Here is an 18,272-nt window from a genome sequence, read left to right on the forward strand (position 1 = left end):
CACTCGCTTGTGAGTCAAACCTCCTCTGGGATATCTCTGTGCTTGGAATAGCCCATGTCAATAAATCTGATAGATCTGATTATCCTGGACTACCGGAAATTGATATATAGTGGCCTAAATAGCTTAAGACCGCCCATATAGAGTGGCGGTTCGATGTATAGGATGGAGAGGTAAGGTGGACTATCGATCTTCTAAAAGCCCGGTACTTAATCTTTGGGGGCGATTTGGTAGCTCAGCATTGGGCCGCTGGCTGGTATCTAAATTAGTGGCACTTAAGGCGCCGTATTTTCGTTCAATCAAGCCACGTTTCCTGGAATTATCACCGGGTAAAGTGGAGGTTTTACTGAATAAGCGTTGGAGCGTGACAAATCATATTGGTACTGTACATGCTATCGCCATGTGTAATGCCGCTGAATTAGCTGGCGGTGTTTGTTTGGATGTGTCATTGGATCGACGCTTTCGCTGGATACCGGTAGGGATGGAGGTCAAGTATTTAAAGATGGCGAAGACTAATCTTCGAGCCGTTTGTGAGTATCCAGAGTTTAAATCCATTGAGGCTGGCGATGTTGTTATGCCTGTGAGCGTTATTGATACCAATGGAGAGGAGGTGTTTCATGCCGATATTACCATGCGTGTATCAGAGCGCCCCAGTGCGAAGTAGTAGAGTTGTCATTTGAGGTCAACTCCTGGTGTGGTTACAAGGGAAATTGCCTTACTTTGGGTCTGAGTATGGAGAAGAGTATGCCGGCTAGGAGGCGATGAAGTGTGCTCTACTCATAAATCTCGTAGAATATTTCTTTGTTCAGTCTTGATGTATTTGGAGGGTTTATGAGATTGGCTTGGCAGATAGAAAATTCGACATGCGTCTTTGGTGGTGAAAATAAAGCTGTTACGGAGCATGAGTTACACCGATCGGAAAGTACTGCCTTGGCGACTGATGATATTTATCAGGACCTTTCCGAGGTGTTACAGCTTGCAATTTCCAAGCTTGATGAAAATGTAAATGATACTTCTCTGTACTTCCTGATTAGTTGGGAGTCTGTATCTGCTTCTATGACTGTATCTGTAGTTGATGATAGTCGGAGCAATGACTCTAAAGTAGTTGTGCACTGTCACTTTGCTGGACTGGCTTCCCAATATGATGCTGAGCTGAAGAGGCAGGAGGCTTTGGTTAAATGGTCGGATGAACTTAGGTTTTGGTGTAAAGAGTATCTATCTACTGATCAAGGTTTTTCACAGTTTTCTCTGGTTGCATTGTTCGCGGCAGGCTCCAGAGATACTGCTGTGATTCTTTAAAATATAGCTGAAAGCGATGCTTATATAGTGTGAACAACTAGGACGGGGAGGCGAGGCTTAAAATGCCCTCCCTGTACAAATAACATAGAAAATGGAGATTTCTATGAATGTTTACTATTTGTGTATTGGGCTCTTAGCGGCATTATCTCTTCTGCTTGGTGCCTTGGTTACTGTTGGGCGCGGTAAGTATGAGGTTTTAGTTGGGCATTCTTTCGACCCCGATAATACCCTGCACAAATGGGTAAGGGCCCATGCAAATACAGCAGAATATGCTCCCCTTTTGATGGTGCTTATTTACTTGGTAAGCTTAGGGCAGTCTTCTGCCTGGGTTTGGTGGCTTGTTATTCTGCTGACCGCTTGTCGATTTCTTTTTGTTGCAGGTATCTTATTTCCCTCCACTATGGCAAAGCCTAACCCAATGCGCTTCTTGGGTGCCGTAGGCACTTATATCTTTGGATTGGGGCTTTGCTTGGCGCTGGTGCAGCAAGCCCTGAGGCTTTGAGTTGGTTGCAAACGCTTTCAAACCTTATATTGGTTGGTGCTTAAACTGATCAAAATCGATTGGTCTATCGATAGCTTTTAACTTTTTGCCAGCCGGCAAGAACTGTTTACGATTCTGACTGTATAAAAAACAACCTAACAAGTTTCCCTGCAGGGTGGTTGACCGAATGCGACACTTGTCGCACACTAGCCCTGACTGTCACACGGGAAGATAAAATGAAAAAGGTAAAACCGTCCCCATCAGAACTTGCGCTGCTGAAAGCCCTTTGGAGGCAAGAACCGCTGAGTGCAAGAGAGTTGCATGATCGGGTGGGACCTGAATTGGGTTGGTCATACTCCTCTACTCGAAAGACACTAGACCGGATGCGGGATAAATCGTTTGTGACTCAATCTGAGATCCATGGAATCCATGTTTATAGCCCTGCGATTGAGAAGGTGGAAACCCTGGCGTCATATGCAAAAGATTTCGCTGAAAGAGTATTAGAGCTTGATGGCCCCCTTCCTGTGTCGATGTTTGCCGGCAGTAAGTTAATGAGTGATAAGGATATCGAGGAGCTTCAGGCAGTGCTCGATTCCTGGCCAGACTCTGAGCCTGTCAACAAGGATGGTGAATAGGCTATGGCCGAGATAGTCTCTACAGTTCTACCATTTGCACTGGATTTTCTAGCTACTTCTCTCTTCTCAATATTGTGGGCGGGGTTGGTTTTTATTGTTATTTGGCTGGCAACAGCGAGAAATAAAGGCAGCTTTAATGCGATATACCAATGGCGAAGTTTATGGTTGTGTGCAATGGTCGCTGCCGGTTCCCCATTTTTTCTTGCGCAATTGAGCGACCAGTTAACGTTGGGTATGGCTCCGGATCTGAATTTTGAATTACCGCCAGCTTATGAGGCTACCTCTATACCACCAGTTAACATAGTTCTGCATGAGTATGTATCTACCTCTTTAAGTTCTGTTGAATTACTGGCTTTTCTTTGGTTGCTTATATATCTGTGCGGGGTGTTTTTTACCTTATCTAAAACGGTATTGAGTCAGTTTTTCTATGGCAAGAAATTGAGTTTAATAGCAAATAATAAGCTTTCTGTTGTTAAATTTGACCAGTTTTTTACTTCATCTCAAAGCGATTTTCTAATCAGAAGTAAAACTCAAGTATTTATAACACACTCAACGATTACACCATTTGTGATTCAGCTATTCAGTCGCAAATTAGTGCTTCCCTCCTATATTTTATCAATGAATGAAACGGAGCGTCATCTAATCATTGAGCATGAAATTATGCACTTGAAAAGGCTTGACCCCTTGTTGATTCTGATTGTGCATATATTTACTTGCATCCTATGGTTCAATCCCTTCTTAGGTTGGATGAAGTCTCGATTCAGCTGGGCGATAGAGCTGGGGTGCGATCGCGAAGTTCTAAAGTCATGTAAACGAGAATTACACCGTGTTTATGCACAAGCAATGATTGACACTCTTCGACGGAACTCTGATCAAAGAACAAGTGACTGGGTTGTAGCTTTCTCTTTCTCTGATGGTACAAGTCAGGTTCCTTTTTTCCGACGCAGACTTTTGAATATTATGGAAGCCTCAAGGATGGGGGCTAATAATGGAGAATTAGGTGTCTATTTGCGCACTATGCTGTTCTGCGGTTTTTCAACCATTTTAATACTCGGAGGGCTACTGTTAAAACCGGGATTGACAATGGCTTCAGTGGAAATTACCAAATTAACAGTCCCGGTTGAGAGTGCCCGTGTTAGTAGCCCGTTTGGCGATTTCAGTAAAATTCGTAACAAGCCCCATGAAGGCACCGACTTTGCGGCACCCATCGGTACTCCGGTAGTTTCAGCTGAAAGTGGTGTTGTAATAGTTTCTACTGATGATTATAAGCATAAAAATTATGGGAAAATCATAATTATTGATCATGGTGATAATACGAAAACTCTGTACTCCCATTTAAATGAGCGGGAGGTTGAGGCGGGGCAGTCAGTACGAGCCGGCCAGGCGATAGGAACTGTGGGTATATCAGGGCGTGTAACAGGGCCACATCTTCACTTTGAGCTTATCAAAGAAGGCAAGCGAATCAACCCAGACACTTTGCTTGCGAAGTAAGGGGAGTGTGATTTATTACTTAAGAAAAGTAGGGTTACCCGTGAGGCGATTAACTATTTTCTTTCTGATCGATATCTGGAGGATGGCTTTGTTGCTGGTTCTTTTGTCGATTCAAACATTGGCGATAGCAGGGCCGTTATTGGAAAACCATTCCAATGTTAAATCGGTACAATATGATTTATCTTTTACATTGCCCCTACCCAATGATCTATCCTTGGTACATCAAGATGAAGGGATGCAGCGTAGGGAGGTGGCCCCTCCATATAGAGTTGAGGAAGAATATCTAGAGCGCACAAAAAAAGTTCAACTAGCTAAAAACCAAGGGGTTTTATCACTATTGGTGGATAGTGGAGTCGATCGTGCAGAAGCGTATAAAATAATTCAGGCTTTGTCGGAACATGTCAATGTCAGTATCCTACCAGTTGGTAAGGAATTTAACTTAACAATAGATACCACTGGAAAGCTTAATAAGCTTACCTTGGTTGTTGGCTTTGCAGAGAGTTTGGAGTTGGTTAGACATGGAGACAATTATAGGGCTAATCAATTTGAATCTCCTGTCGATGCCAGGAAATACTACGTTAAAGGTGAAATTTCGGGCAGTTTATACCAAAGTGGAAAAGAGTCTGGCCTATCTAATTCTGTGCTCACAAAACTAAATGAAATATTTAGTTATTCCGTAGATTTTCAACGGCAGATTCGAGCAGGTGATCAGTTCTCTGTTTTCTATGATACCTTGTTCAATAGCCAAACTGGAAAGGAAAAACTAAATAGAATTTTATTTGCTGAGCTTATTCTTAGTGGAGAAAAGATAAGTTTATATCGGTTTTCTACTGAGGGACCTCAGGGGGTGGATTATTTTTACCCTGATGGCCAAGGCTCTAGAGGGTTTCTAATGCGTACTCCGTTAGAGAATGCAAGGTTGTCATCTTATTTTGGGCGCCGCAAGCACCCAGTCCTAGGGTATACCCGAGTACATAAAGGTTTGGACTTTGGAGCCCCTTTGGGCACGCCGATATTGGCTGCAGGTGATGGTATTATTGAGCGAGCTTCTTATTTTGGTAGTTTCGGCAACTATATTCGTATTCGCCATGGCTCCGGGATAAAGACAATTTATGCGCACCTTAAGGGGTACGCGAAAGGAATTAGTAAAGGGGGAAGAGTAAAACAAGGGCAGGTAATCGGTTACCTTGGCGCTACAGGTCGTGTGCAGGGGCGTCACTTGCACTATGAGATTCATAAAAATGGTACGGCTGTTGATCCATTAAGGCTTGACCTCCCTATTAGTAAGGGGCTGGTAGGAGATTCTTTAAATCAATTTTCTCGACAGGTTCAAAAGATTCAAGATGAATTGATAAAGTACGCTCAACAAAATCAGTTTGATTCATAATTAAGCTTTTTTTATCTTTTTTATTTCTCTCTCACCTTATTATATTCAGGGTTTAACTGACTTACATTTTTGTTGGTAGCGAATTTTTTCTTAAAGCAATATTGAGTATAAAATTAAACTAGGTTAAATATGATTAGAGCTATTCTGCTGATAGCCATTCTGGTGCTGTCTAATTCACTAATTGCAAAGCCCCTCATTACCAAGGTTTCTGAATCTTTTGAGTTAAGTGGATCTAAAATATACACAGTTGACTCTGATATTCTCAAACGCAAATACGACTTGTACGTGAAGTTACCATCAGGTTACTCGAACGATGACAATAAAAATAAGACCTACCCGATAATTTACCTTAATGATGGGCCTCATACATTTAAGGTTGCCTCGGGTGTTACACACTTTAAGGATATGGATAAAGCCATCGTAGTTGCTATTTCATTCGCTCACGGAGAAAACGGGCAGTATAGTCGAGTTCGAGATCTCACTCCCGTAGTCGATAGTGGGTGGAAGCGTTATACAACTGGTGGAGCCAGTAAGTACTTACAGTTTATTGAAAAAGAAGTAATGCCCTTTATTGAGGGGAGCTTTAGGGGGGATCCCACACGTAGGATTCTTTCAGGTCATTCATTGGGTGGATCTTTTGGTGCTTGGGTATTACTTACTGATCCTACCCACCAACGACGGACACTCTCTTAAGCGATAAACTACGCAGCAGAGGTGCTCTATGACAAGATCAAATAAACCAACCAAAACCACTCGTAAACAGTACTCAGAGGAATATAGAAAGGATGCCCTAGCACTTGCGCTCAAAGTTGGGGTAAGCGTTGCCGCTAAACAGCTTGGGTTACATCCTTCTCAGATTTACGGATGGCGAAGCAAGGCTAAGTTACATCAGAGCCGAGGGGATGCCGAGAGAGAGCTGGCCACAGAGAATGCTCGCCTTAAGCGGCAGCTGGCTGAGCAGGCAGAGGAGCTAGCGATCTTAAAAAAGGCCGCAGCGTACTTTGCAAAGAGCCTGAAATGAGGTACGCCTTCATGCAAAAGCACAGGCATGAATTCAGCATCAAAGCGATGGCCAAGGTATTGAACGTATCTCGCAGTGGGTTTTACGACTGGGTGTCAAGATCGGCCGGCCAATCCAGGTACCAGCAGTACCGAATGCAGCTCGATAGCTTGGTACAGCAGCGCTTTATAGCCAGTAAAGAACGTAGTGGCTCTCCTCGCCTGACGAAGGAATTGGCCAGTGAGGGGAGTAAATATAATCAAAAAACAATTGCTGCCAGCATGCGTCGACAGGGCCTACGGGCTAAAGCCGCCAAGAGATATAAAGCCACAACCTATTCAAAACATGGTCTGCCAGTAGCTCCAAATCTGCTCGAGCAGAACTTCAATGCTGAAGGGCCGAATCAGAAATGGGCTGGGGATATAACCTACCTGCGAACGGAAGAAGGTTGGTTATATCTGGCTGTAGTGATAGACCTATATAGTCGGCTAGTTATTGGTTGGGCGATGTCAGAAACGATGACAGCTACATTGGTCTGTGACGCTCTTCAAATGGCTTTATGGCGACGTAAGAAACCTACGAATGTTATCGTGCATACTGACAGGGGAAGCCAGTATTGCTCTAAAGATTATCAATCTTTGATTACAGCTTATGGTCTGCGGTGCAGCATGAGCGCCAAAGGTAATTGCTATGATAACGCTTGTGCAGAAACATTCTTTCACTCACTTAAGGTAGAAGCAATCCATGGTAACCGCTTTCCCACAAGGTGCCTCATGCGAGAGACCGTATTTGAGTATATAGAGATAGACTACAATCGAAATCGCTTACACAGCGCCAATGGCTATCTCAGCCCTGAGGCGTTTGAGGAACAACTAGTCGCTTAGTGGTGTGTCCGTTGTTGATGGGTAGGATCATACCAATCCACAGTTGTTTTCCACTTATATCCTGACAAGTCCTTCTCTTTGGTTTAAGGATGAAATGATCTTTGATTTGGAGAATAAATATGCAAGCCATAACAACACACTGCCTGTAAACGTCTATATTGCCACTGGCGCTTTGGAGACAATACAAAAGAGCCACATGCGTAATGATATGGTAGATGGGCATAAGAGATTTCTTGCTAAATTACAGTCGCGTAATTATCGTGGATTAAAGCTTAGTGGAGAGGTGGTGAGCGGTACGGACCACTATTCCACTTTCCCGGTGGGGTTGGCAAAAGGTTTAAGGTGGGTATATCAGGATTTGTGGGCAATATAATAATTTTCGCGGTAAAAGAAGAGCTATAGCCGCCCGCGACAAATGGTAGATCTGTTATGCTATTGGAATTATGCGCGTTTGCCACTTTGTCCGGTCATTACTGCCGCGCCAATCATATGGGCTAAACGTAGAGCTTCAGGGACATACCCAGTGTCAGTGGTTTGCTCTAACACCTGGGCGGCAATCTCCGGTTCACATCCCTGTACTTGAAAATGGAAGTTATTGTAGTTATGGATACTCCCAGCTTTCATCCGGGTTTCTTTACGCAGTAGATAGTCAGGAAAATTTTGCAGCGCTTTATCAATGGCTTGAATGTCTGGTGGTTTTCGCATTAACGCGATACAAGGGCGCTGTAAGATATCGGCCAGCTTGGGTAGATCAATAATATTGAAACCACCCACTGCTACTCCATCGGTCAATACGACATTTACCTGGCTGTAGAATTTACTTTCTTTCAGCAGTGTGGCAAGTGTTTCTGTAGCTTCCATCCCATCTTTGCTTACCTGCCCCCAAAGCATCCCCTCAAAGCGAGTTTTGGTGCAGACAATACCGCTTACTTTTACCGGCGCACCCCTTCGTTTTTCAAAAGGGGCGTCATCAAAACCGATAACTCGGATCTGCTTCCTTAATCGTAATAATTCTGCCAGAGGCTTCATTATTTCTTGTTGCCCTGAAGAAATAAGTAGGGAAATAACTTTAGTTTTTCCTCATGGCTTAATGATTCCATGCGACGGATATTATTTTCTGGAATACTCTCTGGATCTGGATATAGATCAATCATTTTTTCCAGGTTTTCTTCTCTCAGCAGGTGTAAGATAGGATAGGGTGCGCGATTAGTTAGGTTTTCTGCATCGGCGGCTGCAGTGCCAGCAAATTGATAATCTGGGTGGAAGCTGGCTAATTGATAGGTGCCTACATAGTCGTTGCGTTCCAGTAACCACTCTGCTAAATCCAGGAACTGGTTGTAGTCGCTGAATTTCCCTAGGTGATTAGGGATAATCAATAAGGTGGTAAGCAATTCAGATTCCGAAGTGGTATCGAGCCGACGTAACTCCGTCAATAGATCACTGAGTAGCGCCTCGTCTCCTGTGGCAGGACTCACCTTGAGTCGAATTTGCCCTGCACGCAGAGGTTTGCGTGCGAAAGGGCAGAGGTTGAGACCGACAACCACATCAGTAAGCCATTGTTCTACCGCCTGAGTAACAGCTTTTTCCATTTGACTGCTTACCACATAAGATCATCGGGGATCTGAAAGTCTGCATAGGGATCATCTTCATCTACCACTGCTGAACTTTCAGCAGGCCTGATTACGATATCGCTATTGCGCTCCGCAATTTTCTCGGCAATAACCCGTGGAACCAGCTCAAATTGTTCTCCCTGGACAACAATCATCAGGCGCCCCGCAATCAAGTGATCCCTTAATTCTTCGCTGACATAGATGGTTTTGATTTTTTTGTCGAAAGTGAAATTGTAAGTAGTTTCGCCCGAATAAGGTTGGCGATTTTTTTCCACCAATTGCTTGATTTGTGCGGCAATAGCTTTTTGCTGCGCTGCCGCATCCCGCTCAGCATTGAGGGCGCGATCACGAGCGGCTTTCTCTGCTTGAACCTTTTGTGCTGCGAGCTTTGTTTCATCAACCTGGGGTTGTGAAGACTTCTTCGCAACTTTCTGTTGCTTCCGCTTATCTTTGCTGATTTGTTTGGCTTTCTTTTTATCGACAAGTCCTGCCTGGAGTAGTTGGTCTTGCAATGAGGCCATAGTTTCTTCCCCGTAACAATCTAAGGTTTGGCAGCTGTCACCTGAGTAGGTTTTGCTAACACGCCTGGTTAAAAAACGATCAATTGTGTGAGTGAATACTCGTGGGAGTATTTTACCCGAAGATCGCTGTGCAACCGATAGTGATTTTTAAGGGGTCCATGGCTTACCTGAGGTAGCGGTTGCGATGATTTCATCGGGCTCTTTGCCGTCAGTCAGCATTTGTGCGCCGCCTGGAATCACCAGGGCTGAACCGGTAGCAATTGCAACGCGCTTGCCACTGGGAGTATCAATATTGCAAGACGATACCCTTAGCTGCCGTCCCCGGTGGAGGACCTGAGCTTCCAAAATCAAGTCGCCGCTGTTGAGTTTTGCGGGACGTGCAAAGCGAATGTGCATATCCAGGGTGGCAAAAATTGATCCGGCAGGTAAAGTTGAGTAAACCGCACCTCCCATAGTGAAATCTGCTGCCCATGCCAACAGGCCGCCGTAGATGGATAGGGTTCCATTGGAAAACCAGGGGGATGAGGGCATTGTCGAGATGCAGCGACCATTTTCCACTTCCACTGCACGGTAGCCGGTAAGCATCCAGATGGGGTGGGTTCTTCCTTCACTGATAGTGGTTCGCTGGAGCTCTATGGGAACCTGCTCTGATAAGTGTGCCATATCGCAGAAGAACGTTTTTGGGGGAGGGCGAAGATAGGGGTCGGGTGTGTCCGTTGGCCCTAGGTCAGGCATGGGCAGTTCCTGATCTGGGTTGACTGGAAAGTCGGCAATAAGGCAGCGGGTACTACCGAAAGCCAAGGTCCTCCCCTCCTGATCGTTAATCTGGATACTTGATAACCCCACCTGGCTACCTGAATGAACAGTCGTAGCTCTGCCTACAATATTTTGGGTGCTGCTGGTGATGGGGCGGATAAAGCACATATTTAACTCTGACGTGCTCAGTACCTTCCCTGCTGGCAAGGTGGTCCAAATGGCGGATGCCAAGGGGGCGTCCGCAAACATGGCATAAATACCTCCCCAATAGATTCCTGTGCCATCGGCCAGCCAGGGTGTAATGGGCATGGAGTAGGTGGCCTTTCCCAGACCTGCCTCAGTGGGAGTCATTCCGGTTAGGCGCCAAAATGGGGGACCAGGTAAGCTGCCACGAATATAGCGTTTAAATGTGGCTAGGCCGGGTTGTTGTAACGCTCTGAGGTCACAGATGGCTCCGCGATGAACTTCGTCGGTAATATTGGTCATCCCCCAGCCTCCAGTTGCATCTATGGAAAGGGTAATGTGGAGGGATTCTGGATGCGAGAAAGAGAGAAAATTGCTATGAAGCTTAGTACTTTATGGCTGCAAGTTTCTCTCCATGAATGGTAACTATGGTGCTAAATCAGGTAGTTTGGCTACGATATGGGTCTTGGTAATAGGCTTATCTTCCATATAAAGGTTGATCGTATTCTGGATCTCAGGGGAGGCCATAAATAAATTATGACCTGCATTTTCCACTGTTACTTTGATGGCATTTTTGAACCCTGATATAGCTTCATGCTGGCTCTCTAGGTAGGTTCTTCCATCCAAGGTGCCGCTTAGTAATAAGACGGGAATGTTGCTGGTCGGCTTATTCCGGAATTTATCACCGAGGTCCAAATGTGGCGCCATGTTATCGTAGTGAAGTGAGAAGTTCAGATAATCTTGAAGTAGGGATTGTTTAGCCTGTGCTACGACTTGTGACTTACGTTCCCTGGTAATTCCGGAGGCTATATCCATTGCTATTGACATTGGGTGTAAGGTTATGGGAGTGCCGGGTTGTAGGAATTCACTAGGAAAATGGCGTCTGGGGACTTTATCAAAATTTAGAGTCTTGCCTTGATCCAAGTCGCGGTAAAATCGGAGAAGAAGGCTGGCACTTTTGGGATCAGCAATAAATGCCGAAGCAATTTGTTGCATATCCCTACGCTGTAGAAGGTAATCGGCTTTACTGCCATCTCGTTGAGGGATTTGAATTTTCAATGGTTGCAACTCCAGCTTTTTGTGGACTCTACTTATTAGAGTCTTGATATCTGGATAGCGTGCTTTTGCATTAGGCTGTTGATCGATAGCTTGTTGCAGTCGATCTAAGTAGTAGTCTGTTCGGGCGGGTAGCTTGATAGTTTGAGCTAAACCTTCAACGCTGGATAAAATTAGCTTATCAATGGTTCCTTCGATTTCTTTTATCGCTGCCAGAGATAGATGGCTTCCATAGGAGGTGCCCCATAATACCATTTTCTCGGCGCCCAGGTGGATTCTTAGATCATCGAGATCGCGAGCGCTTTCTAACGTGTTATAGGCTGTTAAATTTACGCCATTGGCTTCCCAAAAATCCAAACACTCCCTCAGGGCTTTGCGGTGGTAATCGATATACTGAGAGTCAGTGGTGGCTTCAAGAGGCGGTACAATTTGTTTGGATTCACAATTGGGGAGGTCGTTAGAGCGACCGGTGCCACGTTGATCCAGTGCGATCACATCTCCATATTCCCGCAGTGCCATAAACATATCGAATCGATAGTTGACTGCCATAATTCCTGAGCCGCCAGGGCCTCCCGCCAAGTATATAATTGGTGGCCCTGCTTTCTCTCCTGTGGCCGGAAATCTTATATAGTGAAGGGAGATTTTACGACTGTTCTTTTTGCTGCGATCTTCAAGTACCTGAATAGCCCCACTATAGCCTTCTGCCGTTTGTTTGCTCCATGTGGTAAAAGTATAGGCTTCCTCATTGTTAATAGGAGTTGCGGCCCCTTTAATAGAGCTGGCTAGTAGCATGAAAACTGCTGCTGCAAGAGTAAATATATTTTGGAGCTTTTTCTTCATTGTTGTTAGGTATTCCTTTAGGTTTCTGTTTAAATATTTTATTTTTCCAAGTGGGGGAAGCCGCTAAATAACCTTAAGTGAAACTTTCTCAGTCACGGCCGAAAAATACAGTTCCATTCATTTTTAAGTCGTTCATTGAGCCTATGAGATAATTGTGGATTTCCGTAGTCCCATATGCTGATGCATCATTAATTTTATTGCTTAAGCCGGAACTAAATAAGCTAGGGGCAAAAGTTCTATATATTCTCATGGTAAAAGCATCAATTTGGTGGCCTCAAGAGAGGGTGGGTTCTGAAAAGCCACGCAAAATACAATATGTGGGCTGTATTTTTTGGCATACAGTAAGAGTGGTACCATTGGATTCTATAACCACAGGCTTCGGGGGTGGCTTTTTTCTTCATATGACTCCTGTATGCTTTTGTTATAGGAATTACAGTGATAAAAGCAGGCTTTATAATTCAAGAGGCTGTTTTATTTTTATTATTTTCCTCTTTCTGACTTAAGATGTTCGAGCTATGGGATACTGACTAAAGCAGCTTTCTCTTATTGGGGCTTGCTACTCCCTTGCTGTAGGTTTGTTTTATATAGCCAGTCCAATCCTTGAATAGCTGTTGTTGGAAATGAAGTGCCATGATTTGCTCCGGGAATAATGAGTAGCTTGCTTTCTATCTCAACTCCTTTTTCTTCGATTAACTTTCTGTGAAGTTTCTTTGCTCCCCCTACCATATCGTTGCGGGTTTGACTCTTTACTGGAGTTTCTAGGGAGCCTACTCCAACAAACACCTTCCGGGGAATAGGGCTGGGAGCGGCTTTGATGCTGAGAATGTTCTCACTGTCGTACCATATAGAGGGGCTGCCGAGGATGTAGTTGTTAAAACCGGTTGGTCTGGTAAGCAGCATATAAGTACCTAGTAGGCCTCCTAGAGAATGTCCTATAAAAGTATGCCCACTTCCAGTTAGGCGATAAGAGTTGGATAGGTGGGGCAAAATGACGTCATGGATGAAAGTTGCATGCTCAGTTGCTTTGCCTGTCAAATACTTCCAGTTGTTGTCTGTAGTGGGGGTGAAATCTCGAATGCGGCTGACTTGATCGCTTGAGCCTTTTGAGTATGACAGTCCAACCAGGATGACTTCTTGTAGCTTACCAAATTCCATCGGCACTTGGGTTGCACCAGAAATGGTCTGAAAGGCCGAGTCTCCATCTGTTATCAACACCAAAGGATATCGACGATGAGGGGCGTTCATGTAACTTTTTGGCAGTTTAATGAATAGGGGGTAAATCCTTTTACTGGCTGGGTCCGCTAGTTCCAGGCTATGGCTGCGGGGGATTTGGAAGGGGATGGTATCCGTGTTGACCGAGCTCGACAGGCCTAGGGCAGGGCATAGAATAAAGAATAAACAAGCATAGAGTTTATTCATTATGAAGCAATCGGCTCAGCACTTAGCAGCCTGCCAAAAAGAAATCTAGTTGCAAATCTGGGCTTTTTGTAAGGTGATTTGATATATCCCATAAACGAAAGTGCCACTTGCTTAGTAAGTTACCACTAGGTCGGCTCTAATAAAAAGTCAGGAAAGTGCTTCAGCATAGCGAAATAATTGTAGATTGAAAACCGTTTGCATAAGTTTTTAGTCAAAAAAATGTGATTTTTTTCTAATAGGATGAAGAGTATGAATCTTTTCTGGATTTCAGATAAGTATGAGAATTTAATTTATTACTATGAAGTTGGAAGAAGTTAGTAATGCTATTTTTGTATTCCGCAATGTAGTTTTTCTGCGCTTGAGGTTGTTCTGTTAGTGGTGCCACCTATTGCTCTTTTATTTTTCCTCCTTTTGAAGGTTAATAGGCTACGATTTGATTAGTTTTGGTTTTTTTGCCTTACTATCAAATTTTTTGTTGGTTGCAATTTAGGCGTTGGTTTTTCCCACCTATTGGAGGTGGTCGTTTATCGTGTGTTTTCTTTGTCTGTTCTTTTGGGTTGAAGGGGGATTGTATTTCGATAAAACTAAAGTCTTAGATTAGTGTGCGATTTAAAAAGAAGGTTATGCTTGTACAACAAAAATAATTTGATCAAAAGCAAAATTGGTCGACTGCTTGTTTTCTTAGTGGCCCCTGGTGAATCTCTGTAGATTGCAAGATGATATTGCAAAATTTTCCAGAAGCTCGAAAAAACTAGTCGATCAGATGAGGCGGTTTACTAGAAAATGGAAAATTCTTATCAGGATGATGTGGCTCACTGGGTAGGGGAATATGGATTAGATTTGAAGCGTTACTTTTCATCCAGGGTTAACCTGTCCGATGTTGATGATTTGGTACAAGAGGTTTTTATTCAGTTATATGTTCGAATCAAAAAGTATGGGGGGAAATCGAAAATCCAAGAATATATATTTATGCTATGGCAAAAAATCTTCTAATTAGTCATGGCAGGCATCAGAAGTCGCGGTGCGGTGGTCTTCATGATTCAATTGATTACAAGGTGGATATTCCTTATATGATCAGTCCTGAACGTACGGTAATGGGAATACAGGCCTATGCTCGTGTACTCGAAGCCATTTTGGGGTTGCCGCCAAGGGCTGGCGCAGCTTTTCGTTTTCACCGATTTGAGGGGATGACTTACCAGGCAATTGCTGAACAGATGGGGATTTCTAAGGAGTCGGTTAAAGAGCTAATACAGCGCGCATTGGTCAAGGTTAGGCAAGTGGTGGAAGAAATACCATGAGGGTACTGATCTCCATTGAATATTATTCTGAGGTTGTGCCGGTTAGCAGGTGATTCTGTATGGGGTATAGAGTTGGGTAATGAGACTTCTTGGAATAATTAGTGATAAACCGCTATATCATTTGCGTATTCTTATAGAGGATGCCGTTGTAGTCTAGCGATTTTTTGGTCTGAAATTCTGCTACAGTTTAAGAAATATAAATTTTATTTTTTTATCCCCCTTCTTTATCATTTGTGCGTCTTAGGTTTTGTTGTACCTGAAAAAGGTTTATATCAGGTCAATAACCCAATAATACCGACAATAAAGAGAGACGTAGTGTGATGATGAAACCTGTCAAAAAGAAAACATTGATTGCACAAGCGATTTATCAATCTGGACATTCATACCAAATTACTCCTTGGTACAGTACTATTCTTGCCTCTCTGGCAATTGCAGTTGCTCCTACCATTTCCATTGCCCAGGAGAATGAAGAAACTAAACGTCCCGGCCAGGCAATTGAGGAAGTTACGGTTACCGCGCAGAAAATTGAAGAGAGTATTCAGGATGTACCAATTGCAGTATCTGCACTCAGTGGCGACAATATGGATGATCTTAAAATTGAGCGTGGAGAAGAGCTGCTTCGTGCCGTCCCCAATGCTAATTTTTCCAAGTCCAACTTCAGTACCTACAACTTCTCTATTCGCGGTATAGGCACTAAGGCGGTTTCTGCTGCTTCTGACCCGGCAGTTGCGGTGAGCTTTAATAATACGCCTTTAATTCGTAATCGATTATTTGAGCAAGAGTTTTTTGACGTCCAGCGTGTAGAAGTGTTGCGCGGCCCACAGGGGACGCTTTATGGTCGTAATGCTACTGCGGGTGTGGTTAACATGTTGCCAATTATGCCTGAGGACGAGTTTTCCTCTGAGATTAAGGCAGAGGTAGGCAGTTATGACTCCAAACGCGCCAGCGGTATGTTTAATATGCCTCTTGGTGAAACTATGGCGCTGCGCTTATCCGGAGCTATGACCAAACGCGATGGCTTTGATTACAACACTTATACCGGCAATGATGTTAATGACCGTGATTTGTATTCTACTCGTGCAATATTTGAGTGGGAGCCTAGTGAATCTTTTAGTGCCAATCTAATTTGGCAGCACTTTGAGGAGGATGATAAGCGCTCGCGTACGGGCAAGCAGCTTTGTACTAAAGATCCAGGCCGAACACATATTGGTGACACTGAACTAACAGGCTTTACGCCTGTGTTTTTTAGTCAGGGTTGTTTGCCGAGTTCGATTTATAGTGAGGAGGCTTACAGTGCACCCAATGCTCAAGGTTTTGCAAGTATTTTGGCCACAGGGTTAATTTTCACGAGCTATGGCCAGGTCATCGATTGGTATACTGATCCTTATGCAGGTACGACTCAGTCTCGAGATCTTCGCAAGATTGAGACTAGTTATGACCCGGTATTTCGTGCCGAGAATGACCTGGTGCAACTGAATTTTGAATGGGGCCTGTCGGATTCCCTCACATTTTACTCTCAGTCAACCTATGCGAAGGATGATTACTACTCCTCCCAAGATTATAACCGTTATGTATCAGATCCCATCTTTAATGATGGTGGCGACCTAGAGCCCACTCCTGGAGGAATTTATACCGACCCACAATTGGGGCCGGCAGAAGGATTGTTAGCGGTTGATATTAGTCGATCGGATAACAAGCAGTGGAGCCAGGAATTCCGGTTGCAGACATCCTTTGACGGTCCTTGGAATTTCTCGGTAGGCACAAACTATTTGGATTTCAAAACCCAGGATGACTATTTTGTATTTAATAACATATTCAGTATGTTAGCAGAGTATCTATACAATTCTGGGTACGATGAAAACTTCCTCTTATATTCACAAAACTGTACTGATCCGGAAGAAAATATTGGTTCGGATTGTATGTATGTTGATCCTAACTCAATAGAGAATATTGATGAGGAAGGGCACAACTATTTTCTGAGCCGAAATTTAGTAGAAGTTAGTTCCTGGGCATTGTTTGGTGAAGCATATTGGCAAATTAATGAGGATGTAAAACTCACTACCGGTCTTCGCTATACTGATGATCGAAAACGCTCTACGCCAGTTCCCAGTCAGTTACTACTGGGGACTTATTATGATCCAGAAACTGGCGAAGTTTCCTCTGGTAATCTCTCTGGAGGACTTGTACATCGTGGTTATCCAGAGGGTGAGCAAGTCACGCAAAACTGGAGTGAATACACTGGACGTGCAGTTCTGGATTGGCGTACGGAAACGCCTTTTACGGACGAAACAATGCTCTATGTATCTTTTGCCCATGGATACAAGGGAGGTGGTACTAACCCTCCTCGAGCTGAGGTTGATCCAGAAATAGTTCAATTTCAGCCATTAGAGGATTCATTTGAGCCTGAGTTTGTAAATGCGATTGAATTTGGTAGTAAGAACATTCTATTCGATGGCAGTTTATCGTTAAATGCTAATGCCTTTTACTACGACTATACCGACTACCAGGTCTCTCAAATTGTTGACAGAATTTCTCTCAATGAAAACTTTGACGCAGAGACGATGGGAGTTGAGCTGGAGCTAGCCTGGCAGCTTACAGAAGCAACTCGGGTAGATATGAATTTAGGATATCTTAAAACCCGAATTGCCGATGGAGAGGAGTCTATTGATGTAATGGATCGTACACAGGGCAATGAAGATTGGGTACTGGTACGCCCCAGTATTCAAGTCCCATCTAATTGTATTGCTCCTGTAGATTTAGTAGAAACAGTTATGAGTGCACCTAACATATTTGCTATCTGGTCACTCTGTTCTGGCTCCGCGCGGTATGGTTCATTTTCACCCGAGATTGAGGTCGAAGACTGGTTGAGACATGATTTGGCTTACGGGGTCGACCCTTATAACCCTCTAACTGATGCTCCAAATGGAGGTCGGGGTTTTGCTGCTGACTTAAGTGGCAATGAGCTACCCAATGCGCCACGCTTTACTTTTAATTTCGGTGTTGAGCATACGATACCTATTGAGAATTGGGATTTAACTCTGCGCGCAGATTACTATCGCCAATCAGAGACTTATGCTCGGGTTTATAATACTGAATATGACCGTTTGAAGGCTTGGGGTAATCTCAATGCTTCTGTCAGCTTAAGTAATCCGAATTCCGATCTATATATGCAGCTTTATGTAAAGAATATATTTGATGATGCGCCTATCACGGATATGTTTACCAATAGTGATGATTCGGGTCTTACAACTAATGTCTTTACTTTAGAACCACGGATCGTCGGCTTTAATATTAGTAAAGGGTTCTGATTTTTACGTGGTGAATTGCTACATTCTTTATGATTTGGATGGTGAGAGGTAGCGGTAGGTTGGTGTGGGGAATTTTTGCCAGCCTACTGTTATTCCTATAACGCCCC

Annotated in this window: 18 protein-coding genes; 12 read left to right on the forward strand and 6 right to left on the reverse strand. The window is 43.9% G+C overall.

The window, feature by feature from the left end:
• Positions 1 to 175 precede the first annotated feature (175 nt).
• The 9 genes from P0078_RS21800 to P0078_RS21840 all read left to right on the forward strand — a co-directional run bounded on the left by P0078_RS21800 (position 176) and on the right by P0078_RS21840 (position 7,547).
• On the forward strand, positions 176 to 661 hold the full coding sequence (locus tag P0078_RS21800; RefSeq protein ID WP_282931987.1) for a hotdog fold domain-containing protein: 486 nt from the start codon (positions 176 to 178) through the stop codon (positions 659 to 661).
• Between the two features lie 167 nt (positions 662 to 828).
• Positions 829 to 1,296, forward strand: coding sequence for a hypothetical protein (locus tag P0078_RS21805; protein ID WP_282931988.1), 468 nt, complete (start codon positions 829 to 831; stop codon positions 1,294 to 1,296).
• Positions 1,297 to 1,399: 103 nt separating this feature from the next.
• The gene (locus tag P0078_RS21810; protein ID WP_282931989.1) at positions 1,400 to 1,798 is read left to right on the forward strand and encodes an MAPEG family protein; all 399 of its coding nucleotides are present in this window, start codon (positions 1,400 to 1,402) and stop codon (positions 1,796 to 1,798) included.
• Positions 1,799 to 2,013: 215 nt separating this feature from the next.
• The gene (locus P0078_RS21815; protein WP_282931990.1) at positions 2,014 to 2,412 is read left to right on the forward strand and encodes a BlaI/MecI/CopY family transcriptional regulator; all 399 of its coding nucleotides are present in this window, start codon (positions 2,014 to 2,016) and stop codon (positions 2,410 to 2,412) included.
• A 3-nt stretch (positions 2,413 to 2,415) separates the two neighbouring features.
• A complete protein-coding gene (locus P0078_RS21820; protein ID WP_282931991.1) occupies positions 2,416 to 3,903 on the forward strand; it encodes a M23/M56 family metallopeptidase in 1,488 nt (495 codons plus the stop codon).
• 88 nt (positions 3,904 to 3,991) lie between these two features.
• Complete coding sequence (locus tag P0078_RS21825) at positions 3,992 to 5,290, forward strand: M23 family metallopeptidase (RefSeq protein WP_282931992.1); 1,299 nt, start codon at positions 3,992 to 3,994, stop codon at positions 5,288 to 5,290.
• Positions 5,291 to 5,419: 129 nt separating this feature from the next.
• Positions 5,420 to 5,983, forward strand: coding sequence for an alpha/beta hydrolase (locus P0078_RS21830; RefSeq protein ID WP_282931993.1), 564 nt, complete (start codon positions 5,420 to 5,422; stop codon positions 5,981 to 5,983).
• A 28-nt stretch (positions 5,984 to 6,011) separates the two neighbouring features.
• Positions 6,012 to 7,174, forward strand: a protein-coding gene (locus tag P0078_RS21835; RefSeq protein ID WP_282931542.1) for an IS3 family transposase whose coding sequence is annotated in 2 segments (ribosomal slippage) — positions 6,012 to 6,270 and positions 6,270 to 7,174 — 1,164 coding nt in all. Because the reading frame shifts where the segments join, the coding sequence is not laid out codon by codon here.
• Between the two features lie 94 nt (positions 7,175 to 7,268).
• Positions 7,269 to 7,547, forward strand: coding sequence for an alpha/beta hydrolase (locus tag P0078_RS21840; RefSeq protein ID WP_282931994.1), 279 nt, complete (start codon positions 7,269 to 7,271; stop codon positions 7,545 to 7,547).
• 68 nt (positions 7,548 to 7,615) lie between these two features.
• Here P0078_RS21840 and P0078_RS21845 read toward each other — a convergent pair whose 3' ends face one another.
• The 6 genes from P0078_RS21845 to P0078_RS21870 form a co-directional block, all read right to left on the reverse strand.
• On the reverse strand, positions 7,616 to 8,203 hold the full coding sequence (locus P0078_RS21845) for an endonuclease dU (protein WP_282931995.1): 588 nt from the start codon (positions 8,201 to 8,203) through the stop codon (positions 7,616 to 7,618).
• A complete protein-coding gene (locus tag P0078_RS21850; RefSeq protein ID WP_282931996.1) occupies positions 8,203 to 8,763 on the reverse strand; it encodes a DUF1415 domain-containing protein in 561 nt (186 codons plus the stop codon). The genes P0078_RS21845 and P0078_RS21850 overlap by 1 nt, the downstream gene beginning before the upstream one ends.
• Before the next feature lie 8 nt (positions 8,764 to 8,771).
• The gene (locus P0078_RS21855; RefSeq protein ID WP_282931997.1) at positions 8,772 to 9,305 is read right to left on the reverse strand and encodes a DUF2058 domain-containing protein; all 534 of its coding nucleotides are present in this window, start codon (positions 9,303 to 9,305) and stop codon (positions 8,772 to 8,774) included.
• 147 nt (positions 9,306 to 9,452) lie between these two features.
• Positions 9,453 to 10,547 (reverse strand): PaaI family thioesterase, encoded by a 1,095-nt coding sequence (locus P0078_RS21860; RefSeq protein WP_282931998.1) that lies wholly within the window; start codon positions 10,545 to 10,547, stop codon positions 9,453 to 9,455.
• 123 nt (positions 10,548 to 10,670) lie between these two features.
• The gene (locus P0078_RS21865; RefSeq protein ID WP_282931999.1) at positions 10,671 to 12,140 is read right to left on the reverse strand and encodes an alpha/beta hydrolase; all 1,470 of its coding nucleotides are present in this window, start codon (positions 12,138 to 12,140) and stop codon (positions 10,671 to 10,673) included.
• Positions 12,141 to 12,683: 543 nt separating this feature from the next.
• Positions 12,684 to 13,559 carry an alpha/beta hydrolase gene (locus tag P0078_RS21870; protein WP_282932000.1) on the reverse strand — a complete coding sequence of 292 codons (876 nt, stop codon included), beginning with the start codon at positions 13,557 to 13,559 and terminating at the stop codon, positions 12,684 to 12,686.
• Positions 13,560 to 14,342: 783 nt separating this feature from the next.
• Here P0078_RS21870 and P0078_RS24690 point away from each other — a divergent pair.
• The 3 genes from P0078_RS24690 (at position 14,343) to P0078_RS21880 (ending at position 18,165) form a co-directional block, all read left to right on the forward strand.
• On the forward strand, positions 14,343 to 14,552 hold the full coding sequence (locus tag P0078_RS24690) for a sigma factor (RefSeq protein WP_353057020.1): 210 nt from the start codon (positions 14,343 to 14,345) through the stop codon (positions 14,550 to 14,552).
• Positions 14,474 to 14,857, forward strand: a complete 384-nt coding sequence (locus P0078_RS21875) for an RNA polymerase sigma factor (protein ID WP_282934662.1) — start codon at positions 14,474 to 14,476, stop codon at positions 14,855 to 14,857. The genes P0078_RS24690 and P0078_RS21875 overlap by 79 nt, the downstream gene beginning before the upstream one ends.
• Before the next feature lie 320 nt (positions 14,858 to 15,177).
• On the forward strand, positions 15,178 to 18,165 hold the full coding sequence (locus tag P0078_RS21880) for a TonB-dependent receptor (RefSeq protein ID WP_282932001.1): 2,988 nt from the start codon (positions 15,178 to 15,180) through the stop codon (positions 18,163 to 18,165).
• Positions 18,166 to 18,272 lie beyond the last annotated feature (107 nt).

It is taken from the genome of Microbulbifer sp. VAAF005, assembly GCF_030012985.1.
Taxonomy (GTDB): domain Bacteria; phylum Pseudomonadota; class Gammaproteobacteria; order Pseudomonadales; family Cellvibrionaceae; genus Microbulbifer.